Annotated in this window: 21 protein-coding genes and 2 pseudogenes; 14 read left to right on the plus strand and 9 right to left on the minus strand. The window is 54.4% G+C overall.

Translation table 11 applies throughout. The annotated features are described in order from the left end of the window. Positions 1–123 precede the first annotated feature (123 nt). Positions 124–669 (minus strand): recombinase family protein, encoded by a 546-nt coding sequence (locus ACR9YP_RS04930; RefSeq protein ID WP_474219109.1) that lies wholly within the window; start codon positions 667–669, stop codon positions 124–126. Between the two features lie 47 nt (positions 670–716). Here ACR9YP_RS04930 and ACR9YP_RS04935 point away from each other — a divergent pair. Next, a pseudogene (locus ACR9YP_RS04935) lies at positions 717–1,271 on the plus strand (magnesium chelatase domain-containing protein); the annotation flags it as partial. A 124-nt stretch (positions 1,272–1,395) separates the two neighbouring features. On the opposite strand, the gene ACR9YP_RS04940 reads toward ACR9YP_RS04935, so the two are convergent. Next, the gene (locus tag ACR9YP_RS04940) at positions 1,396–4,197 is read right to left on the minus strand and encodes a DNA polymerase (RefSeq protein WP_474219110.1); all 2,802 of its coding nucleotides are present in this window, start codon (positions 4,195–4,197) and stop codon (positions 1,396–1,398) included. An 87-nt stretch (positions 4,198–4,284) separates the two neighbouring features. On the opposite strand from ACR9YP_RS04940, the gene ACR9YP_RS04945 reads away from it, so the two are divergent. Beyond that, entirely contained in the window at positions 4,285–4,611 is a 327-nt protein-coding gene (locus tag ACR9YP_RS04945; RefSeq protein ID WP_474219111.1) for a hypothetical protein, read from the plus strand. A 39-nt stretch (positions 4,612–4,650) separates the two neighbouring features. On the opposite strand, the gene ACR9YP_RS04950 is transcribed toward ACR9YP_RS04945, so the two are convergent. Continuing rightward, positions 4,651–5,313, minus strand: coding sequence for a metallophosphoesterase family protein (locus ACR9YP_RS04950; protein ID WP_474219112.1), 663 nt, complete (start codon positions 5,311–5,313; stop codon positions 4,651–4,653). 143 nt (positions 5,314–5,456) lie between these two features. Here ACR9YP_RS04950 and ACR9YP_RS04955 point away from each other — a divergent pair, with 143 nt between their 5' ends. After that, positions 5,457–6,707 (plus strand): MBL fold metallo-hydrolase, encoded by a 1,251-nt coding sequence (locus ACR9YP_RS04955; RefSeq protein WP_474219113.1) that lies wholly within the window; start codon positions 5,457–5,459, stop codon positions 6,705–6,707. Positions 6,708–6,710: 3 nt separating this feature from the next. Next, positions 6,711–7,523, plus strand: a complete 813-nt coding sequence (locus tag ACR9YP_RS04960) for a hypothetical protein (protein ID WP_474219114.1) — start codon at positions 6,711–6,713, stop codon at positions 7,521–7,523. 53 nt (positions 7,524–7,576) lie between these two features. Here the strand turns inward: ACR9YP_RS04960 and ACR9YP_RS04965 are convergent, their stop codons facing one another. The 4 genes and pseudogenes from ACR9YP_RS04965 to ACR9YP_RS04980 all read right to left on the minus strand — a co-directional run bounded on the left by ACR9YP_RS04965 (position 7,577) and on the right by ACR9YP_RS04980 (position 9,841). Beyond that, a complete protein-coding gene (locus ACR9YP_RS04965) occupies positions 7,577–7,948 on the minus strand; it encodes a phospholipid-binding protein (RefSeq protein ID WP_474219115.1) in 372 nt (123 codons plus the stop codon). Positions 7,949–8,023: 75 nt separating this feature from the next. Beyond that, positions 8,024–8,211 (minus strand): annotated as a pseudogene (locus ACR9YP_RS04970) (hypothetical protein). A 241-nt stretch (positions 8,212–8,452) separates the two neighbouring features. Next, positions 8,453–8,950, minus strand: a complete 498-nt coding sequence (locus tag ACR9YP_RS04975; RefSeq protein ID WP_474219116.1) for a rolling circle replication-associated protein — start codon at positions 8,948–8,950, stop codon at positions 8,453–8,455. Positions 8,951–9,460: 510 nt separating this feature from the next. Beyond that, a complete protein-coding gene (locus ACR9YP_RS04980; RefSeq protein ID WP_474219117.1) occupies positions 9,461–9,841 on the minus strand; it encodes a hypothetical protein in 381 nt (126 codons plus the stop codon). An 80-nt stretch (positions 9,842–9,921) separates the two neighbouring features. Between ACR9YP_RS04980 and ACR9YP_RS04985 the strand changes: the two genes are divergently transcribed. From ACR9YP_RS04985 to ACR9YP_RS05000, 4 genes are all read left to right on the plus strand, one after another. Then, entirely contained in the window at positions 9,922–11,487 is a 1,566-nt protein-coding gene (locus tag ACR9YP_RS04985) for a recombinase family protein (protein ID WP_474219118.1), read from the plus strand. Next, positions 11,484–12,362, plus strand: a complete 879-nt coding sequence (locus ACR9YP_RS04990) for a plasmid partitioning protein RepB C-terminal domain-containing protein (RefSeq protein ID WP_474219119.1) — start codon at positions 11,484–11,486, stop codon at positions 12,360–12,362. The genes ACR9YP_RS04985 and ACR9YP_RS04990 overlap by 4 nt, the downstream gene beginning before the upstream one ends. 4 nt (positions 12,363–12,366) lie before the next feature. Further along, a complete protein-coding gene (locus ACR9YP_RS04995) occupies positions 12,367–13,278 on the plus strand; it encodes a plasmid partitioning protein RepB C-terminal domain-containing protein (RefSeq protein ID WP_474219120.1) in 912 nt (303 codons plus the stop codon). Between the two features lie 398 nt (positions 13,279–13,676). Continuing rightward, entirely contained in the window at positions 13,677–14,081 is a 405-nt protein-coding gene (locus tag ACR9YP_RS05000) for a hypothetical protein (RefSeq protein ID WP_474219121.1), read from the plus strand. 118 nt (positions 14,082–14,199) lie between these two features. Here the strand turns inward: ACR9YP_RS05000 and ACR9YP_RS05005 are convergent, their stop codons facing one another. Next, positions 14,200–14,433 (minus strand): helix-turn-helix domain-containing protein, encoded by a 234-nt coding sequence (locus ACR9YP_RS05005; protein WP_474219122.1) that lies wholly within the window; start codon positions 14,431–14,433, stop codon positions 14,200–14,202. Positions 14,434–14,514: 81 nt separating this feature from the next. On the opposite strand from ACR9YP_RS05005, the gene ACR9YP_RS05010 reads away from it, so the two are divergent. From ACR9YP_RS05010 to ACR9YP_RS05030, 5 genes are all read left to right on the plus strand, one after another. Then, complete coding sequence (locus ACR9YP_RS05010; protein WP_474219123.1) at positions 14,515–14,769, plus strand: hypothetical protein; 255 nt, start codon at positions 14,515–14,517, stop codon at positions 14,767–14,769. A gap of 3 nt (positions 14,770–14,772) precedes the next feature. Then, positions 14,773–15,753: a J domain-containing protein gene (locus ACR9YP_RS05015; protein WP_474219124.1), complete on the plus strand. Its 981-nt coding sequence runs from the start codon at positions 14,773–14,775 to the stop codon at positions 15,751–15,753. Between the two features lie 374 nt (positions 15,754–16,127). Continuing rightward, the gene (locus tag ACR9YP_RS05020; protein ID WP_474219125.1) at positions 16,128–18,350 is read left to right on the plus strand and encodes a tetratricopeptide repeat protein; all 2,223 of its coding nucleotides are present in this window, start codon (positions 16,128–16,130) and stop codon (positions 18,348–18,350) included. Positions 18,351–18,378: 28 nt separating this feature from the next. Beyond that, entirely contained in the window at positions 18,379–19,647 is a 1,269-nt protein-coding gene (locus ACR9YP_RS05025; protein ID WP_474219126.1) for a hypothetical protein, read from the plus strand. Next, positions 19,644–20,066 (plus strand): hypothetical protein, encoded by a 423-nt coding sequence (locus ACR9YP_RS05030; protein ID WP_474219128.1) that lies wholly within the window; start codon positions 19,644–19,646, stop codon positions 20,064–20,066. Before ACR9YP_RS05025 ends, ACR9YP_RS05030 begins: the two co-directional genes overlap by 4 nt. A gap of 126 nt (positions 20,067–20,192) precedes the next feature. Here ACR9YP_RS05030 and ACR9YP_RS05035 read toward each other — a convergent pair whose 3' ends face one another. Then, a complete protein-coding gene (locus ACR9YP_RS05035; protein WP_474219129.1) occupies positions 20,193–23,087 on the minus strand; it encodes a DNA methyltransferase in 2,895 nt (964 codons plus the stop codon). Between the two features lie 215 nt (positions 23,088–23,302). On the opposite strand from ACR9YP_RS05035, the gene ACR9YP_RS05040 reads away from it, so the two are divergent. Continuing rightward, entirely contained in the window at positions 23,303–24,022 is a 720-nt protein-coding gene (locus ACR9YP_RS05040) for a recombinase family protein (RefSeq protein WP_474219130.1), read from the plus strand. Positions 24,023–24,066: the final 44 nt, after the last annotated feature.

The raw sequence follows: 24,066 nt of genomic DNA on the forward strand, positions 1-24,066 counted from the left end.
ACGGCAAGCTCGTTCGAAATGCTGGCAAAAGCGTCTCGAGCCACTCTGTCGATCGAATCTATGGGCAGGTGCAACGGAGCCTCGAGCAATATTGAGTAGCTTTGCATTAGGTTCGGCTGTGGCTCAAGCCGGACACCACTTCGTCATCGGCTTCAAGGCAGCGGCCGCTACCCTCTTGTTCTTCCATGCGGCAGAAAGTCGCAGGCTCTTCGTCTGGGACTCCTCGTGTGCCCTGCTCATGATCACGAGGGACATGATTAGGTCACCCAGATCAGTCTTCCCAGCTCGGTAGACCCGATTATCCGCGAGGGTAACGAGGTTGATCCCGGCCTGAATGATGCTGAGGAAGAGCGACTGTGCGGCGAGGACCTGCTCCCTGCTCAGGCGGTCGAGAGATTCGACGATCAGGTACGAACCCGGCTGAACGCGTCGGGACCGAACCGCCTCAAGAAACTGACCGAGAGCACCTTCCCGAACGTTTGCTCCCTTGAATGCGGAGACGCCGATGTCCTCAAGCTCACCGCCTTCGGCAAACTCAAGTCCGTTCGCCTCGGCATATGCCCGGGACGCTTCCAGCTGCCTCTTACGACCGTGCCCCTTTAGTTGCAGGTCAGTCGAGATTCTCAGGTACGAATAAGCTAATGGTTTCAATGTCTTGGTCGTTGTCAAAAAATTCGGCAACGACGGTCGATATCAGACTTGGGTTAATAGTCAACACCTTTGCCATCGTCGGCCTGCCGGACAAGGCGGTGTCGGAGGCGCGCGAGCGGGTCCGTTCGGCCCTGATCGCCTCGGGGCTGGCGCTGCCGGCGCGGCGGATTATCGTCAATCTGGCGCCGGCCGACCTCCCCAAGGAGGGCAGCCATTACGATCTGCCGATCGCGCTCGGGCTGATGGCGGCGATCGGCGCGATCCCGCCGGATGCGCTGACGGGTTTCACGGTTCTGGGCGAGCTCGGCCTCGACGGGTCGATCGCGCCGGTCGCAGGCGTCCTGCCCGCCGCGATCGGCGCCAATGGACGCGAGGAGGGCCTGATCTGCCCCGCCGCCTGCGGCTCGGAGGCGGCCTGGGCGAGCCCGGACATCCAGATCATCGCCGCACAATCGCTCATTCAGATCGCCAACCATTTCAAGGGCACGCAGGTGCTGTCGCGGCCCTCACCGAAGGTGCATGAAGCCGCCGCCTCGTCCCTCGACCTGCGCGATATCAAAGGCCAGGAGAGCGCCAAGCGGGCTCTGGAGATCGCGGCCGCCGGCGGACATCACCTCTTAAAATGATGGCCTTTTGATCCGACAATTGCTGCAAGTCGCGTTGATGGGACAGGCAGAATTGTAAGATGTTCAGAGACTTACGTAGTAGTAAAAGTCAGGTATGGGATAACTGGTATAACTTTTACTATTCCCGCCATCTTTTACTGGTGGCCTGGGTCCGATTGACGAAGGGGCATGATCGGCCGATGGCTTCTTGCAACCTGATGGCGTCGTGGCGGGGTGATGCCAATATTTCGAGTTCGTTAAATCCCGGAAACCGCCCCTTAAGGCTCGCCACGACTTTCCGGACCGCCTTGGTTGGTGGCGTCGTATTCCTCGTGAACGGTGCGTTGGCCTTGGCCGCGTTCGTGACGTCACTGACTTTGACCGGTTCGCCAACAGCAAGAAAGCCTGTCTCGCTCAGCGCCGCCGCAAATTCCTTGGCTGTCATGTCCTGATAAGCAGCGAAACCTGCCAAGCCCCTGTTGAATGCTCGGCACACGTCGCGTTTTAGCCGCCTGATGTCGCCGTTCTGGCTCTTCATGTACCGCTGCAAGCCAGGGGTAAGCGACGAGACCATGTCAAAGAAATCGGCGAATTCGGTGAAATCGCCGGTCGTTTTCAGACAGATCTTGTTCTTCAGGTAGAAATCGTTCCACACCGACCTCACCTGCTTGAATTCTGAGACGGATTGCCAAGGTTCCGTGCTGAAGACCAAATGCGGCTTTGGGCCAGTCGACATTGGCTTCACGCCATCGACCTCAGTCATCCCTGTTGCATACGGCTTCCGCTTGAAATCATACTCCATGCTGATGTGCTTCTTAGACCCCTTCTTCACGAGATCCGCGTTGAAGAGAAGCATTTCGCGGATGCTGGTGAAATACTCCAACTCGATCTTGTGCTCAGCACTACGACGAAAGAATAGCTCGGTGATGTAGTCGTTCTGCTCGTGAGTTTCCGTGCAATGGACTGGCGCCTTTATGCCCGCTTTGGCCAGCACGTATCGTTTGTCGGGATCAACCGACTCATCACCCGGCTTGATCGTCGCTTGGCCGCGCGTCCGCCAACCCAACACTTGGCGAATACTATGCTTGTCGGAAAGAACCTCCGGATCGCCTTTGATGGCATCGCGCGCTTCCGAGAATCGCTTAGAGATAGGACCGCTCTTGGCGATCTCCATCTCCTCCTCACTCGCATTCGTGATAAAGCCGTCGGTCGTTACGCTAAACACCATTTTATCAGCTGGAATTCGGTTCATGATCTCTCCTACGACAGCTCGAACGAATGACGTGATGTACGCCGCATAAAATGGATTGCTGATCGCGCTCTCGCCAATCCGTTCGCCGCGTCGCTTGCGTAAACTGAAGACGCGTTTATCCCGCAACCCCTGGGCCGTCTTGCCGTAGCAAGAATTGGTCAGCTCCTTCCAGAAGGCGTTCTCGATCCTTGTCGGCGCCTCGTCGCGCTTTCGAATTGTTTCCCTCACAAAATCAAAGAAGACTTTGTCCGTCTGATCTTCAGGTACCGCAACGCCGTGCTTCAACGTCAATTCGCAACCAAGTTGGCCTGCCAACTCGATCTCTGGACGTGCACAATAACTGCGACCAGTTAGTGGAAAGATGATTCCGTTCTGGCTTCGAACCGGCAATGTCGGATAGCGCGTACCATCAGGAAACTTGAAATCTACGCAAACGAAGGCGGTGTCGTTGTCGCGAAGATCGCTGAGCGAAGCCAACGGACGGATTGCCCGCCAGTCAAGCCGACCGATCGTAGCCATCGCCGTGGGGTATGCGCCTGTCAGGTCGTAGTCACGCCAATCGTCCTCGAAGCTCGGCCCAAACCAGAGCTGCTCGTTACGCCCGCCGTGATAGCACTCCGTCGCAAAATCGACGAACCAGCTCAGTTCCTCAAGATAGGGCCTGTGTTTCCATTTCCTGAATTCCTGCTTCTTCTCGTCCCAAACTACCTCTTCGATCCTCTCCTTGCCGACCATTTCGTCCGGATTGATCGGCCGTTCGCGCTCCTGCCACCCTTTGACGAGCAGCTTCATTCCGATATTTGACAGCGCGCTTGGTACGAAGGTTTCCCCCGTGACATCCTGGTATAGCTTAGTCAGTCGCAGGAGGTATTTTGCGCTGATCTCGGCATCGATGAGCGCATACTCGCGGAAAAGCTCCCAATCCGTATTGCGAAGCACCTTCATGTTCTTCTTAAGCGCGAGCTCTTCATCATCGTCGTCGGAGAGGCGTGTTTTCTCGCGTTCGATCAGCCGTCCGATCTCCGCCAAGCTCTTGCGACCTGCTGGAGCCAGGAGGATCGTGTCGCGCACATACACGCTGACTTCGGCAACATCTTCGTCCTTGTCACCGAAGGAAATCTTCAATCGGATCGGCGCCGACGCTGAGATTAAGGAATTTCGAACGTTCTCGAACCGCCAAAGGAGTTTTGGGCGATCCTGAAACGCTGGGAGGTCGGCCCTGTTATAATGCGCGACCATGACGATCGTCTTTGGAATTCGTTGACCCCTGTGCGCACCGAGGGCCATTGCATAGATGATGAAGTCCGTGAATGCTATTCGTTCGCCATCGTCGGGGATCGCGATGCCATTCCATTCGAATCCGTTGCTGTTGATCGCGTGAAATTGGTACGAGAGGAGTTCATACTTCGCCGTCCCAGCCTCGATTTCATCCTGGGTGAACGTCTCTTTCGGCGACTGGTATTCCGTATCAAATCCGAGAACCAGGAATTCCTCTGATCGCTTCACGTCCTCTTTGATGTACGAGCGGGCGAAAGAATATTCGAGCTTCCTGCCTCTTGGCTTGTTGCGAAGCTTCACGACGTTTCGTGCCTCAAGATAGGCTTCGCGGTTGAATGTCGTTTTCTCCGCCTCGACCTCTACCGGCTCGATCTCCTCCTGCTCAAGCTCGATAAAGTCTTCGTTGTCCATAGCACCCGCCCACAATTTCCGGCGAGTGTAGGGATTCCGTCGCCTGCTTGCCTCTGCTAAACGATGCTACCCACAGAGGAGTTATGCATGTCGTTCGAGGAGCGCTTCAAGAAGGATGTTCTGGCGAGACTGGATCGTGCGGAGGCTATGATTCCAGGCTACGAGTTCACCGCCATGCGCGACCTAATCGAAAAGCAAGGTGCAGTGATCACGGCGAAGCGAGTCCTCGACATCAATCATGTCGAGCAGCTTCAATCCGGTTTGGAGAAGCTGGCGCAGCACGACTTGTTGGACTGCTCGATTGAACAAGCCGCTATTGACCATGAATCGACTGGAGCGTTTACGTTAGAAGAAATTGACGTTGCGAAGACTCGGCTCATGATCATGCGTCGAAAGACGAAGAAGAAGAACTAGGTGGCGCAGCAGCTAGTTGACACTTTAGTCCGTCGCTGTTCAGAAAGAATAGAGGGTAAACTTCGTCATCGCTGAATGCTGCCGCCGTAGCGGTTGACCGAAGCAAGCTCCAGTATCAAGATTGATGCGGTTGGCTCGCGCATCCGGTGCTCCGGTGGCTGTCGGCGTGTGTCCATGCACGACGAGAGCACCATGCCAAGCGTCTGAAGACAAGAAGGGCTCGCGAATCCAAACCATGTCGTGTTCGGATTGAGCCTCAAGTGGCACGGCGGGTCGCACGCCAGCATGAACGAAGAACCTACCGCTTTCTTGCACACAGAATGGCAACGATCCGAGCCATTTTAGGTGATCCGGTGGTAAGTCCGAAGGATCTCTCACCCCGTAAGCGTCCAGAGTCGCCTCTCCGCCGTTCGCCCACCACTGCATCAACTCGGTATCGGAGCGCATGCGATCTGCCGCCAGCAAAAGCATGTCGTCGTGGTTTCCGCGCAGGCAACGAAGCCTTAACTGCCCCCTGCTCTGTTCACGCATGAGGTATTCAATCACTTCGTGGGAAGCAGGTCCTCGATCGACATAGTCGCCCAGGAGAATGAATTCGCTCTCAACCTTCTCCGCGCTTCTCCGGCAAAGGCCAATGAGAATCCTGAGCTCGTCAAAGCAACCGTGGATGTCGCCTATCGCGAAAGTGAGACGTCTTAGCATTCTGCCCTCCGATCGTCTCTGCAAGTGGGCATGACCGGGCTAACCCGCCAGATCAAAATATTTCTTCGGAATATTCCATAACGTGTAAATTTCTCGGGCCCTGAATTGAATATAGAAGATTGGACAGCGAGGTTTGAGCAGGAATGAGATTGCGAATTCATCGGGGCACCCGCGAAATTGGTGGCACATGCGTCGAACTTGAGTACGAGCAAAAACGCATCCTGTTGGACCTCGGTCTGCCGCTGAGCGTGCCAGACCTCGAAGGGGCGAAGCTTCCCGAAGTAGATGGACTGGAAACCGGCTCCGCTGACCTTCTGGCGATAGTGCTATCCCACGGCCACCGCGATCATTGGGGTCTTGTGCCGAAGGCTCACCGCGGTGTTCCGCTCGTTATGGGCGCTGCTACTGAGGCCGTGATGAGCGCTGCCGCCAAATTCGTGCCAGATGGCGTCGCCTTGAAGGCCTCGTACCATCTTGTTTCGGGCCAGCCTTTGGAGATCGGCCCATTCAAGATTGTGCCTCATCTTGTGGACCATTCGGGCTTTGACGCATACGCCCTTGATGTCGAGGCTGGCGGGAAACGATTATTCTATTCGGGCGACCTTCGCGCGCACGGGCGCAAAGGAGCTCTGTTCGAGCGTCTGGTCCAAAACCCACCCAGGGCAATCGACGTGATGCTGATGGAGGGCTCAAGCCTCGGCAGGCTTGCAAACGATCAGCGATTTCCGAACGAAGAGGACCTTGAGCAGCAATTTCTCGATCGATTCAACCAGACTAGCGGCATAGCTCTGGTCGCTTGCTCCGCTCAAAATATCGATCGAGTGGTGACGGTCTATCGGGCAGCAAAGCGAGCAGGCCGCACGTTACTGATTGATGCTTACGCTGCCGAAGTCCTGGCAGCGACCGGCTATACCACCATTCCGAAAGCCGAAAGAGGCTGGTCGAACATCGCCGTTTACATACCGCAGGCACAACGGATCCATCTCGTCAGGAACGGCGTGGCTACTTTGGTCGACAAGTATCGGAACTTCCGTTTGTGGCCCGAGCATCTTAAGGATCGTGCGGCTCAAATGGTGATGCTGTTTCGCGGCTGGATGATGCGGGACCTTGAGCGTGCTGACGCACTTTCCGGTGCACGAGTGATCTGGTCGCAGTGGGAGGGCTATTTGGCTGACGGTGCTGGAGCAAAGCTGAAGGATGAGTGCGGAAAGCGCGGAATTCCTTTCGAGACTATCCACACTTCGGGTCATGCGAGTGTGCCGGACCTAAAGAGACTAGCCGCGTCGGTCGGGCCAAGCCGGCTGATTCCAATCCATACTTTTGGACGGGACGCTTTTCCAACTTTGTTTGATAACGTTGTACTTGCCGATGACGGTGAGTGGATCGATCTCTGAAGAATGGAAGCAAAAAAGCTGATGAGCGTTTTGACCGTCCAACTTGAAACGCTTCTCGAGAATGCGAAGCGTGCTAAATCTGAAGAATTCCAAAATGCGATCCATGATTACCAAGACGTGTTCGATCGGCACTCCTTTCGATTACGACCGTCCGTTAGTTCGATAAGCCTTGTTAGCTGCGCGAACTGGACACCTCAGCTCGGATTTTCGAACATGACAAGCGGCTCTGCACTGCGGACCACGCTCGCTGCTTTGAAGGATGGGTCGGTGAGGATGAAGGCTCCTGATCGTCCTACACCAGAGAAGTCCGTGCAGTCATGGCTGATAGCACAGGCTATGAACAACGGAGGGCGGGTTCCCTCGATCGAACGAGCTACAGATGATGGTCACTCCTATTGGTTCGTTTCAGACGAGATTGCACTCACTACCTCCGAGGGCAATGAAGACTGTAAGCCAAAGAGAGTGGTCGCCGATTTGCTCATGATCCGCACTGACGATAACGGCACCAGTGAGCTTGTTAATGTCGAACTGAAGTCCCAACGAACCACCGAGACTCACGACCAAACTCAAACGTTCTGGCAATTCATGGGGCCAGGCCAGATGACGCTGTGGCGAGAATTGGTTGACGTTATGCTTGGAGGTCCCGATCGAACTTGGAAGACCGACGGCGAGAGCAGGGGAATAGTAATATGGCCGGCTGCAGCCAATCCCTCAAAGGCCACCGCTCAACTCACCGCTAGATACAAGGCCGACCGCATCGACACGATCTGCTACTCGGGTCCGTACTATGATTTTGGTCCGGAGCCGCTGAGTTAGTCCACCCAAGCAGAAAAAGAATTGCAGACGGTGATAAGATCACGACAATTCTGTCACTTCTTCTCGGGAAATTCCCTTGTGAAGGTCGCCGAACCGAGATTTGAGTTGTTGGGCCCAAATGCCGTGACAGTGATTTGATACGAATGGCTGCCGCTCGGAGGACTTGGCGGCGAATAGTTGTTCAGCGCTCCACAAGCGACCGTAGCCTGCCCCTTGTACGGCACCGTTCCGCCACCATGATTGTAGCTGGGGACCTGAAGATCGACCATATGGATTTGTAGTGTGGCCGTCCCTTTTGGTACACCGCTCAACGTGAACACCGGAGAGCTGAGACCGCACCATCGAAAGCTCATCGAGAATGCCGATGCATTCGCAGTACTCAGAGCCAAGATGGCCATTGCATAGACAATCAGGCGAACACGCATCCCACTATTCCTCGACCTTTTACGGGATCATCAGAATTGATTCGCCGCCTGCGTGCAACTACGCAACTCATGGCCTCAGCGCTGGTGCCCGAGACCGATTCCGAGCGAAAGTGCCTTCTGCCTCAACGATCCTTCGCTACGCTTCATCAACTTAGAGAGCTTTGATACCGGCGTACGGGATTTGGAATGCGCTTTGAGCAGTTTGATATCCGCCGCGAATAAGCTTTTCGAGATATCTTTACGCTCTTTGCCTTCTTAGCCATTTGCGGCCTCCATTATTATGAAGGCGTTTCGTTAGCATCGTTGGATTTTATTTCAAGCTCAGCGGCTATCAACTCTCGCTAACTCATGGTTGGCTCGACTTAACGATCAGCTTGCTGTCTGCGACTTCGCCTTCGGCACTCTGCGCATTTGCTTCCATTGGAGTACAGTTAGCTATTAAAGCGCCTCCACATGAGACGCTCTTTGCACTTCAGCGAACGATCGGTTGCCTGAGAGGAGACTTCACTCAGCAATCAATTGGCAATTGGTCCAATCTATAGAATCGAACAGCGACCGCTTCTGGCGCCGCTTGAGGAGGTAATCTGTCCAGCCTTCGTCCGGCTGGTCTTGGATATCGACCTGGCGATACCCGAAGTCTGTCTTCGTCCATTCGTCACGCACGACGGCATCAAACTGGCTGAATGAACAGTGGTAAGGACGGTCTATGATACAGTGATAGTGCAGCCGGTGATCGGCGCTCGTTTCCAGCACTACGATCATCAGCAGGTACTTGCCATACCGCTTGGCCGCACTCCCGAGTAACGAGTGCTCAAGTCTGTTGCGGAAATGCCTGAAATTCTCCGATGCGACTATGTCATCTACCGGACGTGCGCCATGTCGCTTCTTCATCGTAAGCGTCACTGCGGCGGGCGCTACAAACGGCATCGCATTTATTAGTCGAGCCAATTGCTCTCGACATGCCTGCTCGGGTGGCATCATCGATATCGGATCGGTTGCCAACGACGAGCCCTGCGAAGCCGACACAGCGTGCGAAGAAGGAAGTGGCGAGCCTTGTCACTAAGGATCAGGACAGCACTGGCTGGGCCGGTTAACAACATTTTCTGCTCGCCAACCGATGTGAGGCCAGCAAGTCTGATCCGATACTTGCCCTTCGTGCGACGCGCATAGAGAGACTTGCGCAGGTCCATCAGCTCGGCGAAATCGGCTGGCTCGTTCTGCTTCAACCATTCGAGAACGTCGGTTGGAAAGCCATTCCGGTATCGATCGCGATATTCTGGCTTGCGCTTGAAAGTCGCCTCGGAGGCGGAAGATGAAGAATTGGAAAGGGGCTCTGAGTCCCAGAGAGGTGGCGCTATTGTCATGAAGGAAATATCTCCGTTTTCGTTGTGAATAGGGATTGCAGACCGACAATCGATGTCAGTCCCAACGGAGATATTTACAGTTCGAGCAGTACTGGGCGCGAAGGTCTGGGAGAAATAAACTCGATCTCGTCGGATCGCCAATCAGAGCCTAGCTTTGAAGCTCGCCGATAAGCCTTAGCATCTTGAGCAAAGTCTGCTTGGAATCACCGAGCTTCTTGGCAAGGATCAGATCGCTTCGCCCAGACATCCGCAATACGGCCTCGAGAACTTCGTCCGAAGTACGAACGAGATCCACGAGATGCCGGCCGGTCGGACCGTTCTTGGCCGAAAACCAATTCTTGACGGCCCGCTCGTTGGCTTTAGTGAGCGCCACCACGGTCTTAACGGCGGCGTGGGTATCGCCGAATTCTTTGTGAAGAGCTTGCGCTATAGCCCGCGTAAACTCGGCGCTGCCGATCTCGTTCACTTGGAGCGGATAAGAGTTTACTGGAACAGGCTGAATCTTTCGGTCCTTTTTTGGAGGCGACATTCCAGCTCTCCCTTGGGTACGCTTTAGTATCCCGATGCTCAACCTGAATTTGGGTTGATCAATGACCGAGTAGTTCTTCCGTGCGACGTGCAAGACAAGCAAACGCCGAAGAGCCAGCCAACGACCCGACACGGGCTGCGCAATACGTGCGCATGTCCACGGACCATCAGAAGTATTCGACCGAGAACCAGAAAGATGCGATTGCGGCCTATGCCTCACGCCACAATCTCACAATCGTTCGAACCTACGAGGATGCGGGACGGAGCGGACTGCGCATCGAAGGTCGCGATGCTCTCAAGCAACTTATTGACGACGTTAGGCAACGTCGGGCGGACTACAGCGTCGTAATCGTCTACGACGTGAGCCGCTGGGGACGATTCCCGGACGCGGACGAGAGCGCTTACTACGAGTACACATGCAAGGAGGCAGGCATCAGGGTTCAGTATTGCGCCGAGCAGTTCGAAAATGACGGAAGCCTGTCGTCCACCATCATCAAGAGCATGAAGCGGGCCATGGCGGGCGAGTATAGCCGTGAGCTCTCGGCCAAGGTTTTCGCCGGCCAATGCCGTCTAATCGGTCTCGGCTTTAGGCAAGGCGGCTCCCCGGGTTACGGGCTACGGCGTCAGTTGATCGACGAACATCGCGTTCCCAAAGCCGATCTTTCGCGCGGCGAATACAAGAGCCTGCAGACCGATCGGGTCATCTTGAAACCCGGCCCGCCCCACGAAGTAAGTGTGGTGCAACGCGTATACCGCTGCTTCGTCCTTCAGCTTAAAACGGAAACCGAGATTGCGGCCATGCTGAATGCGGAAGGCATCGCCAATGAGTTCGGTCGTCCCTGGACGCGAGGAACGATCCACCAGTTACTCACGAACGAGAAATACGTTGGAAACAACGTCTACAATCGGGTTTCATTTAAGCTGAAACAGAAGCGGGTCATAAACCCGCCAGAGATGTGGATTCGCGCCGATCGCGTCTTCAATGCGGTGATCGATATCGACTTCTTCCTTGCCGCCAAACGAATTATCGAGGAGCGCAGCAAGCGGCTGACCGATGAAGAAATGTTGGAGCGGCTGACGGCGCTGCTGAGACAGGAAGGACACCTTTCAGGCCTCGTGATCGACGAGGTCGACGAGATGCCCTCAAGCTCCGTGTATCGAACGCGATTTGGAAGCCTCGTTCGAGCCTATCAGCTTGTCGGCTACGATCCCGGCCGCGATTACCGGTATATCGAGACGAACCGGGCGCTGCGAACGATGTTTCCGGGAGTGCTTGAGAAAACACTAGCTGGGATAAGGGAAGGCGGCGGGACTGTCGAATTCGATGAACTGACGGATATTTTGACGATCAATGGCGAGTTTACGGCTTCGATTGTCATCGCGCGTTGCCTGCATACTCAGGCTGGGTTTCTACGCTGGAAGCTGAGGCTCGATACTAGCCTGCGCCCTGATATCACGATTGCCATCCGCATGGATGGACAGAACACCGGAATTCTCGACTACTACCTTCTCCCCAGTATCGACATTTCAAAGGATCGGCTGAGGCTCGCTGAAGAGAACGGAATCTATCTGGATGCGTATCGTTTCGACGATCTCGATATGTTTTTCGGCCTCAGCGCACGAAACGAGCTAGGGGTTGCCGCATGACTGACGAAACCGCTCCCGAAATCGTTAAGGTTCCTGTTGCCGACATTAAGGTCATCAATCCGCGATCTCGCAACAAGCGGATATTCGGTGAGCTTGTGACAAGTATTGCTCATCTTGGTCTCAAAAAGCCCATCACCGTCAGTCGCCGCAACGGTCATGGATATGACCTTGTCTGCGGTCAGGGGCGATTGGAAGCTTTTATCGCGCTCGGCCAAAAGGAAATACCGGCGATTGTTGTCGAGGCCTCCGTAGAGGACTGCTTCGTTATGAGCTTAGTAGAGAACCTCGCGCGGCGGCATCATTCTTCGCTGGAGCTGGTCTCGGAGATTGGAAATCTCAAGAAGCGCGGCTATTCGAACGCGCAGATCGCTCTCAAAGTCGATTTCAGCACCGAATATGTCTATGCGATCTGCTGTCTGTTGGACAACGGAGAACAACGGCTATTGGCCGCGGTGGATAAGGGACTTATTCCTCACACAATCGCTATGGAGATTGCGAAAGCAAAGGACGGCGACGTTCAAAAAGCCCTGGCGGAGGCGTATGAAGCCAACGCCATTCCAGGCAATCAGGTACTAGCGATCCGGAAAATAATCGAACAGCGCAACCTGCTCGGCAAGGCGAAACACCCGACAGGTCCACGGCAGCAAGCGAAACGCGTAACATCAGGCGCGCTTGTGCGAGCTTTCAGGAAAGAGGCCGATCGGCAGAGATTACTCGTTAAGAAGGCCGGTCTTGCTCAAGGCCGCCTGCTGTTCGTCGTCAATGCCCTGCGAATGTTGATGGGAGAGGTCCCGTTCCTCCAGTTGCTGCGGGCGGAGGAGCTGCATACACTTCCCCGTCCCATCGCTGAGCGGCTCCATAGCACGGGAGGCTAGAGCCATGGAAAATGCCGAGGTTAAGATCGCTTTTGAGGAAGACATTGTCGTCGTCCCGTTTGAATCGATTTTGCCGCTCAAGCAGGTATCCGACGAGGCGAAGAAGCTTGTCCGATATAAGCGGGTCGCCCAGTCAATTGCCGAGATTGGATTGATAGAGCCCTTGGTTGTCTCACAACAACCCGACCAGAATGGAAAATACCTGCTGCTGGACGGTCATTGGCGTCGTGCGGCGCTTCTAGATCGCGGCGAAACGAGCGCCCGCTGCATCTTGGCCCATGACGATGAAACGTTCACCTACAACAAGCGCGTCAACCATCTTGCGACGATCCAGGAATATTTCATGATCGTGCGTGCGCTCGCGCGTGGCGTGTCGGAAGAGAAGCTTGCGAAGGCGCTGGACGTCAATATCGGTCACATCAAGCGGCGGCGAACCATGCTTGACGGTATAAGCCCGGAGGCGGTCGAAATGCTAAAAGACAAGATGGTCAGCACAGTGACTTTCGACGTGCTCCGCAGGATGGGTTCGATGCGTCAGGTCGAGGTCGCCGAGTTGATGCTGTCGGCCTCGAATTTCACTGTTGGGTATGCGCGAGCTCTTTTAGCTGCGACCAAACAGAGCGATTTGGCTAAGCCTGAACGAGTAAAAAAGATCGATGGTATGACGACCGAGCAGATTGCCCGCATGGAGCGCGAAATGAGCGTGCTTCAACAGGACTTTAAGGCGGTCGAAAGCTCATACGGTGAGGACGTTCTGCATCTTGTGATTGCCTGCGGATACATCTCCAAGCTACTCGGCAACAAGAAGGTGGAGCGCTATCTCGACCAAAACCATCCGGAGATTCTTGAGGAGTTTAGGTCAATCGTGTCTGTAACCTCGCTGGAAAAGCCGGTACCGGATGCCATGGCTGGTTAAGGACCGCAATTCATGAAAAGCTGCGCTCCTGCGGGCCATGCAGTCTCGGGCAAGTCTTGAGGGGTAAAGTTCGACGGAGAGAACGTGACAACTGGACAGGTCCGCCACTCGCGACGTTAACAACGAAAGCCACCACTGCACGAGGATGCAAACATCCATCAAGCGTAAGAGCGGCTCTAATGTAGATGGAGCCCGGCGTCGTTGCGACACTCGTACAAGATGCCAAGGGCTCGCCGCGCAGATCTCCCGATCTGGAACACACCGCTAATCTCTCATTCTAAAAGCTAAGGAGCGCCCAAGCACGCGTTTGCTCATATTTTTGGCTTAAAGCTGGTTTGCCCGTTGCCCAAGTGCCGAATTCAGAGGACGGCGGCTCCATCGACAACGAGGAGCCCATCATGGCACGAGCGACTATCTCTCTGGTTTCCGTACAGAAGCCGACCGCTAACACTCCGGTCCTTCAACGGCGCAACAAGCTTACGTCCAGCATCGATCAGCAGATCACGAAGATCGGGCTCTTTCGCGAGGGAAAGCGGATCTCTCGGGAGCAGTTCTGGGTCGACGCGAATGGCGGAATCTTCTTCCAGCTTCGTTACGGAAAGCAGCCTTTGGAGCTGGAGAAGGGGAAGAGTACCCTCAAGGCCGTCGGCACCGCAAATGCTGCATGGGATGATTTGGTCGAACAGTTGGAGCAGATCAAAACGCTCGCGGTTGCCGGCGGCCTGGACGACGCCTTGTCCTCCTGCGCAAGCGCGGTCAAGGCCAACTTCAGGGCGAAGGATAAGAAGGCGGGCAAGAATTAGCGCCGCTGTTGGCCATCTTCGGATTTTGGTCAGACCCTCCTTCGGTTAATTCCGAGGAGGGTTTACCACGCGGCGGTCTGGACTAGAAACGATCTCGCCTGAACGTCGACAACCGCCCTTAGACCCTCTTAGCGCCCCTACGGGGCGGACGCTCAAGGAAGTCGGCTGGCTCGGCCTGGAGCACCTTTGAGATCTTCACGAGAACCTCCAGGCCTACCCAGGTGGACCCCTTCTCCAGCTTGCTGATGTAGGTTCGGTTGACGTCGGCCTCATAGGCAAGCGTCTCCTGCGAGAAGCCTCGCTCTCGTCGAATCCTCCGCAGGTTAACTGCAACCACTTGGCGCCAGTCCATGGGCCAAAATGATCAGTCTGTCGCTTATTGACCCACCGCTTTAAATCGACAAAATGGAAGCTTTAAACGAGGAATTGTCGGATGGTTCGAGGGGTCTGGAGGCGCGAGAACAAACCGGGTGTTGAGTTCGACCAGGCATGGAAGTGGCTTTTGCTTCCCGGCGTCGTCGCTCAGTGGTTTCTCTACACGTTTCCCACTGGCAACTTTTCAAAGGTCGTTACGGACACGCGCGTCGCCCGAAGCCCCCTGATGACCTACGTCATCAGCGGCATCTTCTACCTTCTTACGCTGCCACTTTTCGTCTTGTTTCTTTTGGCCAAAGTATTTGCCCGGTGACGCATGGCCAAGAAGCCGCCACAGGAGCCGCTGGGCTGTACGATCGCTACCATCGTTGTGGTGGGCCTCGCATACTCACTGCCGTACCTTTTCACCCTCAGCGTCTACGCTTTCCCGCTCTTTCTTGGATTTCTCTTGTTGTTTGCGCGCTGGAGCGGACCGCCAGCCCCGGAGCATATAGACGAGGCGCAAATCGGCGCTGCCTTGCGCGATCTTGAAATCACGAGGAAATCGCTGCTCGATGAAATAACTTGGTTAAGAGATCGAGGCGTCAGGGAAGGTGTGCGATACCTCAAAGTAGAGGATCGCTTTGAGATGAGATCTCGCAGAGGGCAGGAATTAAACCAAGCGCTGGCGAACGCGACGGCAGCTCTGGCCGATGTCGTTACTCGAATTGAGGTGGCGCAACATCCTCAACGTCGAACCGATCATGCTTGGCGGTTGTCGATGCGATCTTGGAGACGGGGAAGAGCGTATCGTCTCTCGTTTATCGCTGCGCTATTGAGCGTTGCTTCCTCCGCTGTGTTCCTTGAAATCTACGTCTATCAAGGCCTTGGCGCTGACTTGCTTGTATGGAATCCGCTTCCCAATTTTATTGGTCGTTCCGTCGAAATGGCGACTGTTTTCGGATGGGTGCTTGGCTTGGCGACGTTCTCGGCCACTCGACGTAGCAACCGACTGGCCGCTGAGCGTGAAAACGGTGCTTCGGAACGTCACGCTGACGTGTTGGATGATACTATCGGACCACAATCAGGCGATGGCGGTGAGAGTAATGAAGAGATCGACGACCCCTATTTGATCTTGAACGTCTCGCCGCAGGCGACGATACCTGAGATAAAAGCGGCCTATCGGCTCGCAATCGTCAAGTGCCATCCCGACACAGTGGCAGACCGCAGCAAATCAATCCGCGAGGCTGCTGAGGCAGAGGCTCAACGCGTGAACGCAGCATACGACGCTATCCGGAACGAACAGGGCTTCAATTAGTGCGTTGTGGCTAGGGAACGTTGTCTCGCGCTCCTCCAATGCTGTGTGGCCAATTGAGCGCCAACCCTCTCGCGTAGCCAAGTGGCGGAGGGCACGGTTTGGCAACACTAACGGGTGGACGAACAGGCTTTAGACAATGGGTGGACGATCAGAATGATCGAGTTAGGGGCCAGCGCTGCTGACACATATTTGCAGCGGACTACAAGCTGACGCCATTGTTGGGGCAGGTGAGTAGAGCCGATCCGGGGAACGTAAAGAATCCGGGGCGCCTAGTCGAGCCTCGATCGAGCCTCGAACGGACCGTAAGCCCTTCTCTTCCAAACTTAGCTAAAGCGTGGTTCAATCGCGATACAACCGTATCGCGGGAATAAGCCATGGCTCGCGCTCTTTCAGTCAGTCTAATGGTTGTCGGCTTTGTCTTAGTCTGGTTGAAGCCGGCGCCGGCAGCCGAGTACGTTGGACGCATTGGGGACATGCGCGTGCAAGTATCCGCTGTTTCAACTAACAGCAAGCTTTCCGGATATTTGTGTCTTGAAACCGAATTGCTGTCCTTACGAAAACGCGTACTAAAATTGGAAGGCGAAACTTCCGCTAATTCAATGCGGGCCGTTCTGTCGAGCGAATCCAAGAAAATCGGTGAGATACGCGGACGAATCGAGCGCGACGGTTGGTCTGGAACCGCTGTGATAGACGGCAAGACGCGCCGGCTGAGCATTTCGAGCACGGAGGGTCACGGTATCGAAGAAAGTACGCACGAGTTCGAAGAGACCGATATCTATTCTGGGCTAATACGCGCTCGAGCATTTGCAGATCGATATGAAGAAGCCATCGGTTTGCTTAAGAGCCTTCACAGCATATCAGATATCAGGATTGATTCTACGGCCAAGCAGGACGTTGCATTCTTGTACGACACGTTCATCGACGAATGCACCCGACGCACAAAGGAATTCATTCCATTGGAATTGGCGGTAGATCAAGCTTCGGTACGAGATGTCTACGACGCTCTAACATCATCTCCTTTTTTCCGAGGGGTGCAAACCGTGCCTGCACCACAGGGACAACTAACCATTCCATTGGCGCTCCTTGGCGATAGGCAGATGTCAGAGTCTGAGACCGCGAAGGTCGCCCCGTTGCTTGTTCATGCCTATTTCAAGAAATTCTTGCCGTCTGGCACTTGCCCATTGCACAAGACCGAAAATATCCTTGCAGAACTGGCCGCAATTCCCGATTCGAACGACCACGTAACCATTCACGAGTCCTCGACAGGTCGGCAATATTGGCAACGATTCACAGTTAGCGGACGAAGTCGTTACTTGCTTCTTCATCAGACGGATCACTGGGAGCGGTATCAACTCGATGTCATGGTGCGTCCGTCCGACAGAAAAGGATCGGGCTATGAAGTTCACTTGTCTGTTCAAGGCTCGGAAATCGCCCCGCATGACGGAATCGATGAACCACCATCGGCCCTGTTTCGTGTCATTGAAGGCACGCAAGCTCGCGACGAAGACAAGCCAGGAGAAATCGAACGTAGCATTGCGGGTTGCTTAGCCAAGTTTGTTTCAGGGGCCTGTCCCGAGGAACGTTTAGCTTGGAAGAGTAGTAGATATTGCGAATATGCGAGCGCTTACACAGAACGCGGTATCGAGAAAAGGTATCATAACGATTCCAAGGGGGCGATTGCCGACTTTAGCGAGGCGATACGGTTAGAGCCAAACTACGTACAGGCATACTCCAATCGTGCAGAACTATGGCAGGAGATGGGTAAGGATGATCTGGCGCTTGCCGACTACAACACATCGATCAAGATCAATCCGAAGGATGCCTCAAGCTACAAGATGCGCGGGACCATTCTTGGCTCAAGAGGTGACACAATTGGAGCGACTGCAGATTTCACCGAAATGCTCAGACTCGATCCAGCAAATGACGAAGCCTATCGATTGCGCGCCGGTGCAAAAGCTGCAGCTGGCGATTTTGATGGAAGCATAGCCGATTACAACGAAGCTCTTCGGATTCGACCTGATTCCCCTTGGACTCTGACTTCTCGTGGACTTGTGGAGTTTGCTAAAGGCGACCAAGACCAATCCTTGAAGACCTTCTCTGAAGCCATAAAGCTATTTAACCGGATCAAGTCATTAACTGGTACTTCCGCTTATCTTGCGCGGGGCAGACTCTATTTCTATCGGGAGGCATTTTCGAACGCACTGGCGGACTTTGAACAAGCAGGCAAGCTCGCGCCTTCCAATGCCTATATTGCGCTTTGGTCAGAAATCGTAAGAAGACGCATCAAGAGTCCGAGCCGCCTCTTGGATTACAAGAAAAGGTTGAACATGGCGGCGTGGCCAGCTCCAGTTGTTCAAATGTTTATGGGCGAACTGACTTCAGACTCTCTATTCGCCGCGGCAGACGATCCTGATCCCTCGAAGAAAGCCGAGCAGCTTTGCGAAGCCAATTTCTACAGCGGGGAACTAGCGTTTGTCGGAGGCCGACAGGCAGATGCGGAACGCTATTGGCAAAGTGCCGTCTACTCATGTCCAAAGGACTTGGTCGCATTCGAAGCCGCTAAAATGGAGCTCAAGGCTCACGGGGTAGCTCGATAGTTCGTTCATTCCGATGTTTGAGGGGACAATGACGTTCGTTCCTAACTCCGCCGCCTTGAGCGGCTTCGCTTTGAGTTTATTCCTGTTCGTCTCCTCGATGCAGGTGCGGGCCGCGGAGTTTTCCGGCACGCTGGGAAGTACTCCGGTCGAGGCACGCTTAACGTGGGTAAAAGATCGAGTGTCCGGCTTCTTGTGCGTGGGTTCGCGATCTTCGCTACCCATTGTTCTATACAAAGTGCAAGGCGGGGGCCCCGATTCTGGCCTTCGTGCTGATCTTATGTCTGGCGACGATACCGTCGGCACGCTTTCGGCTACGGTCCAGGAAGACGGAACGAAACGAGTCTTACACGGCAGCGCCTCGATTCGACAGCAGACCAATGTAATCGAACTGACCAATGATAAGGACGACAGCACGAGGTATCACGGAAACACCTTCAATACGGGTGGCGATGCTGGAATAGAGCCCGATACACTGAAGGTCGCAATCGCTGTAGGAGATTTCGAAAAAGCGATTCAGTTCATAAATCAGCTGAAGACGGTATCGAAGATCTACACGAACCCAAATTTGTTTCTCTATGACAATAAGCTCGACGAATGCGCACGGCACGTTAAGGAATTCGTTGAGGTTTGGCTTACTGTGGACGAGTTCAAGCTTAAAGAGACATATGAAAGACTGACAAAGTCAAAGCTATTTTCTGCCGTGTCCACCGAAGGCCGCCCCGCAGGGCCGGATTCAGTAGAAGTTCCTGTCCCGCGCACCATCTTCGGAAAAGAAGGGCCGACGGATGTCCGCATCGCTAATTTTCTCGATATGATCGTCGAAAGATACTTTCGACATTTGCGGGACACTCCTAATGCTTGCAAAAGAAGCGATGGCAAGAACGTGTTCGCTGCATTTCAATCACTGAAGGCCAGTACGCCTGATAACGTGGTAATAAGCCCACTCGAGACGAACAAATTCTATGTCCGTCGCTTTAGTATAAGCGGTTTGAGCCGCAACCTTGTATTTGGCCTCGCTGATCATTGGGAGCGCTACAAGATCGAATTAAAGTTATATCCTGCCTATCTGGACCCGAATACTTTCAATCTTGAGGTGACCCTAAACACAGGGGAAATGGCTCCATTCCAAGAATCAGCCAATCCTCCATCAGAGCGATACAAGCCGATCGACGATGCTCGTCTATCTGAGTTTGTACAGAAGTTTACGGCTTGCCTCTCAAGATACGTCACGGGATCATGTCCCGATTTGGGAGGAATGTGGGACGTCAATCCATATTGCGGAGGCGACAATCGATGACAGGTGTTCGTCAAAGCCTAGTTCGTGCCACTGCAGGCTGGATGTTACTGCTAACTCATTTGATTGCAATTTCTCTCGCACCCTTTTTGCTGATCGACTTTTCTGATGCAATGGACGTAATTCTCATTATGTGTCCCCTGACCGGAGCGTTCGTCCTGATCGTGGTTCAGCACTACGCGGAGCAGTTTGAAGTCTCTTCTGCAAAAGCGACGTTTCTGAATACTAACGCAGCAGTCATGACCGTTTTCTTGTGCGTCGTATTAGGGTTGGCGGTGATCGGTGTTCAGTATCTTTATTGGGCCGGAAGAATCCCTAGCATTGAGACGCTGAAGCGAGCTGTTGGCCTAATCGATACCGTTATTGGTGGTTACACAGCGATACTAATCAAGCGTCTATTTGGCGGAGCAGTAGAAAAATAGTTTTCACCATCAAGCACCGTCAAACATAATCGCTGGTTTATGTTTTAAGCCCGTGCTTCTCCGCCCGTCCAAGCCTGCTCTGCCGACCGCGCGCCGCGAGATGGAGCGAGTCGTCGGCAGGCAAGTTCATGATAGGCAGTCTTTTGTAATCAGCCCCTTCATTCCTTTTTCCGTCGGCGGAATACCTGGGCCGACGATCGATTTGCCATCTGACTCCGCGGCCGCCAGGTTCTGGTTGAGTTCGAGTAACGTGCTTAGCACGTCGGCCTTTTTCGTCATCCCATAGGCGGCTCGCACCGCTTCATCGAGCTTTGCCTGGGCATTCTTGAGCGGATGAGAGCCCGGTCCTTCGAGAGCGCGGTAAAGCTCTCGCAGTGAGACCTTGTGTTCTTTCTTGAGCTTGGTTCGTAGGGCTCGCAACTCCACCGCTCGCTTGGCAACGAGTTTTACATCCCCGAGCTTCGGCTTTTGAGGCCACGGAAAACTGTCGTAAACAGTGTCGGACGTGTATCGGAAGTCTGCCTTGAGGGTCGAGCAGCGATTAACGAACCATTCCCAATGAACGCTCGATTGAAGAATGCCAAACGAGTAGTCATCTTCCAACGCAAAAACGTTCAGAGCGGCGTTCGGGTGAATAGTCGTGGATATGAACTCAAAAATTGGGCGGTGAGTCACCTGCGAGCAAACGATGTAGCGAGATAGGGGAGCTATCGCCTTCATCAGCTCCTCCCTTGGATACGACATCAACCACCACTTTTTCAAAAAGTTAGCGTGGTGCCGATTGACCTTCGCTTCCGGATTGGCCTCTCTCGCCTCTTCGTTTCGCTCCTCTTCTTCCTTTGCCGCTTTTTGGCGATCAGGCAGCACGGTCTTCTTTACGCGATCAAACGGCTCTTTGTATTGTTGCGCCTTGAGTAGATCGCGTGGGTGAAAGTCAATCACATATCGATACTTTAGTTTCCCAACCGCACCAAGAAGGTCGTCGGCTATTAAGAAGGGGAAGATCACCTCTTTGTTGATCTTCCGCTTGCTGAGCATCTCGACTGCCTGTTCCGGGTCGAGCAGGAATCCCTTGTGTCCGTGCGTTTGCCCCTGATAGCACCCGCCGCGTTCAGCGTTCGCCTTCAGTCGCTCTGCCTGACTTACATCCGTAGAGAAAGAGAGCGCCGTGTTGATCGTGTCCAGGTCCTTATGGTCCCATCCCCCATCCGGATCGTTCCCCTCCTGGATATAGAGACGTTTCTTTCCCGACTTTGTGCCTTTGATCCAATTCACCACCGACACATGGACAACGGCGTCTCCAGACCATGGCATCGTGGAAACGGCTTCAGTAATCGTACCGCCGGTTTTCGCGATGTAATCTAGCCCGCTGATCCTGGAGTAATTTTGGCGGATTGTATTGGTGCCGACCAAACCTGCTCGCTGGCCAGGCTCCAGCAACTCGTGCGCCTTGCGGAACCAATAAACGCAATAGTCAGAGCGTCCATCGACTCCCGGAAAACGGGCCCGGATGTCATTGAGATAGGCCCGTCCGAACTCTTGCTGCGCCTTGTTTTTGCTTTGATAAGGAGGATTGCCGACGATGGCGTCGACCTTTGGCCATGGCGACGTGAGAGCGTCCCTACACAAGATATTGTCGTCGAGATTGTCGAGTGGAAGCGCGTCCTCATCCGCGAGCGGTAGATCAATCTGATCGCGCTCAAGTACTTCCGCTGCTTCATCAACAGCGAGTTTTTTCGCCAACATCAGTGTGACCTTGGCAAGCTCCACGCCAAACGAATCTCGGTCAATGCCGTAGAACTGCTTGGGGCTGATAAGCGACGTCGCTTGTGAATTCTTCTGGACCTTCTTCCAGCTGAACTCTTTATCGAGCCTCGCCATCAGGCGAATCTCTAGGCGAACCAGTTCTCGGTATGCCATGTAGAGGAAGTTACCGCTGCCGCACGCTGGGTCGAGCACTTTGAACGCCAAAAGTGCCTTCCGCAGATCAAGAAGCTCGGTCATTGTTTTGGCGGCGTCGATGCGTTCGCGCCACGGTCTCTCAATCGTTGGCCCAATGATCCGCTGAATATCCGCCTCATGCGTGTAGTGAGCGCCCCAAGCGTGGCGTTCATCCTTGTCCATGCTTTGTTGGAAGATCGTTCCGAAGATGGCCGGGTTTATCTTCGCCCAGTTTTGCCAGGCCGCGCCTTTCTCCTCTTCTCCCAACAGCTCAAGCTCCCCTTTGGTGAGCTCAATGGGAGCAATAGTCGCGAAGAGACCACCGTTAAAGTAAGGGACGCCTTTGTAGCGTCCGCCTGCGGCCGGCTTGGGATTGTTCATTTGCTGGAACAGGCCACTAAACACGTCGTAGGAGTTCTGGTGATGATGCAGGCAGTCATTCACCAGACGCAGCACAGTTCCTGATGGCATCATGTCGATGTCCTCCGCAAACATCGCCACGACGGATTGCAAAACGAAGCGCTGAGCTGCTTCTCGCGGAACGCCGCGCCCAGTAAGCGACCGAAACAGCTGCGCTACTCTGGCTGCCGCGGCTCGAGACACGACTTCACGATCGTTGCCGAACAGGGGCGCAGGGTTGCTCGGCAGCAGGAAGTTGAGGGCGGTGTAGCGCGTCGGAAGCTCGGCGAGCCCTACGACATCGACAGGCTCGTTGAGCTGCTTGTCGAAGTCATAGACCCAAAACTCTTGAAAATTGCAGAGAACGACGTAACGGGGCCGATTAGGAACCGCATTTTCCCAATAATTGAACGCCTGCTTATAGTGGAAGTGGAGCTTCTCGCCGGCCCGCTTCATTTCCAGCAAAAGGCGCGGCTTCCATACGAGGTCGGCGAAGTTGACCCCTTTGCCCGAGGCCTTCTTGATACGTTCCTCCAGGGTAGCTCCTGCCTCCTTGTACCCCTCGTGCCCGAACGCTTTGAACAACCGGTCGCAGAAGACCTGGGCTTCGCCCTTTTCATCACCCGCGAGGGTGTTGGCATAAGCCACAAACTTTTCGAGTTCTTTGACAAGATCGCTCAAGTACACCCCCTTCAATCCTCACATCGATTGCAAAATCAGGGGTTGCAGACAAGATAGGAATGTCGAAATCTGCACAATTCCTTGGCCTTATCTCCAGGTAGCGCGGGCTTATTCCGACGCCGAGACCCAAACACCGTCCCTCTCGTTCACCGCGCCCCCAAAGATCCTAAGCACCCGATGCTGTCCGGACCGCCTCCTTAGGACGAGGATCAACGGTGAGCGAATCCGTAACAGTAATGCTACTGGCTGTTGTCTTGATCGTGCGTTTCGTTGATGGCGCCGCCCACCGTCTTTGTTTTGGGCACCTCGTGACGAAATTCATTGCATACTTCCGAGTTTCCACTGAACGGCAGGGAAAGTCAGGCCTCGGTCTGGCTGCTCAGCATCGCAAGATTTCCGACTTCGTTGCGGGAGCAGGAACGTTGATCGCGGACTTCTGCGACGTCCAGTCAGGCAAAGACGATTCACGGGCCGAGTTGCAAAAGGCTATTCAGCTGGCAAAGCGCGAGAACGCCAAGATCGTCATCGCACGTCTCGACCGCTTCTCCCGTCGCGTCAGCTTCATCGCGAGCATCCTTGAGCAGGGCATCGGCTTGGTCTGCGCTGAGATGCCCAACGCTACGGATTTTCAGCTTCACATCTTTGCTGCGCTTGCGCAAGAAGAGCGCCGGCTGATCTCCGAACGAACGAGGGCGGCTTTGGCTGAGGCGAAACGTCGAGGCAAAATTCTCGGATCAAATGGAAGGAATTTGGCCGCAAAGAATCGCAAGGCCGCTGACGAATTTGCATCCCAACTCAGGGAGAAACTGGATGCGGATCTATTGCGGCGATCATACAGCGAGATTGCACGGCACCTGAACGATGCGGGAATCACGACGACGACCGGGCGAAGATTCTTCCCACAAACTGTCAAGAACTACCTACTTCGCCCTTAGGTTTCTGAGCCACGGTCCAGGGCTTATCCTTCCTTCCCGACAAC

The organism is Bradyrhizobium sp. BR14999, assembly GCF_056106085.1.

What these genes read in the sequence shown, in the direction of transcription:
- ACR9YP_RS04940 (WP_474219110.1), bottom strand. Translation starts at nt 4,197, where the DNA reads ATGGACAACGAAGACTTTATCGAGCTTGAGCAGGAGGAGATCGAGCCG.
- ACR9YP_RS04945 (WP_474219111.1), top strand. Translation starts at nt 4,285, where the DNA reads ATGTCGTTCGAGGAGCGCTTCAAGAAGGATGTTCTGGCGAGACTGGAT.
- ACR9YP_RS04950 (WP_474219112.1), bottom strand. Translation starts at nt 5,313, where the DNA reads ATGCTAAGACGTCTCACTTTCGCGATAGGCGACATCCACGGTTGCTTT.
- ACR9YP_RS04955 (WP_474219113.1), top strand. Translation starts at nt 5,457, where the DNA reads ATGAGATTGCGAATTCATCGGGGCACCCGCGAAATTGGTGGCACATGC.
- ACR9YP_RS04960 (WP_474219114.1), top strand. Translation starts at nt 6,711, where the DNA reads ATGGAAGCAAAAAAGCTGATGAGCGTTTTGACCGTCCAACTTGAAACG.
- ACR9YP_RS04965 (WP_474219115.1), bottom strand. Translation starts at nt 7,948, where the DNA reads ATGCGTGTTCGCCTGATTGTCTATGCAATGGCCATCTTGGCTCTGAGT.
- ACR9YP_RS04980 (WP_474219117.1), bottom strand. Translation starts at nt 9,841, where the DNA reads ATGTCGCCTCCAAAAAAGGACCGAAAGATTCAGCCTGTTCCAGTAAAC.
- ACR9YP_RS04990 (WP_474219119.1), top strand. Translation starts at nt 11,484, where the DNA reads ATGACTGACGAAACCGCTCCCGAAATCGTTAAGGTTCCTGTTGCCGAC.
- ACR9YP_RS04995 (WP_474219120.1), top strand. Translation starts at nt 12,367, where the DNA reads ATGGAAAATGCCGAGGTTAAGATCGCTTTTGAGGAAGACATTGTCGTC.
- ACR9YP_RS05000 (WP_474219121.1), top strand. Translation starts at nt 13,677, where the DNA reads ATGGCACGAGCGACTATCTCTCTGGTTTCCGTACAGAAGCCGACCGCT.
- ACR9YP_RS05005 (WP_474219122.1), bottom strand. Translation starts at nt 14,433, where the DNA reads ATGGACTGGCGCCAAGTGGTTGCAGTTAACCTGCGGAGGATTCGACGA.
- ACR9YP_RS05010 (WP_474219123.1), top strand. Translation starts at nt 14,515, where the DNA reads ATGGTTCGAGGGGTCTGGAGGCGCGAGAACAAACCGGGTGTTGAGTTC.
- ACR9YP_RS05015 (WP_474219124.1), top strand. Translation starts at nt 14,773, where the DNA reads ATGGCCAAGAAGCCGCCACAGGAGCCGCTGGGCTGTACGATCGCTACC.
- ACR9YP_RS05020 (WP_474219125.1), top strand. Translation starts at nt 16,128, where the DNA reads ATGGCTCGCGCTCTTTCAGTCAGTCTAATGGTTGTCGGCTTTGTCTTA.
- ACR9YP_RS05025 (WP_474219126.1), top strand. Translation starts at nt 18,379, where the DNA reads ATGACGTTCGTTCCTAACTCCGCCGCCTTGAGCGGCTTCGCTTTGAGT.
- ACR9YP_RS05030 (WP_474219128.1), top strand. Translation starts at nt 19,644, where the DNA reads ATGACAGGTGTTCGTCAAAGCCTAGTTCGTGCCACTGCAGGCTGGATG.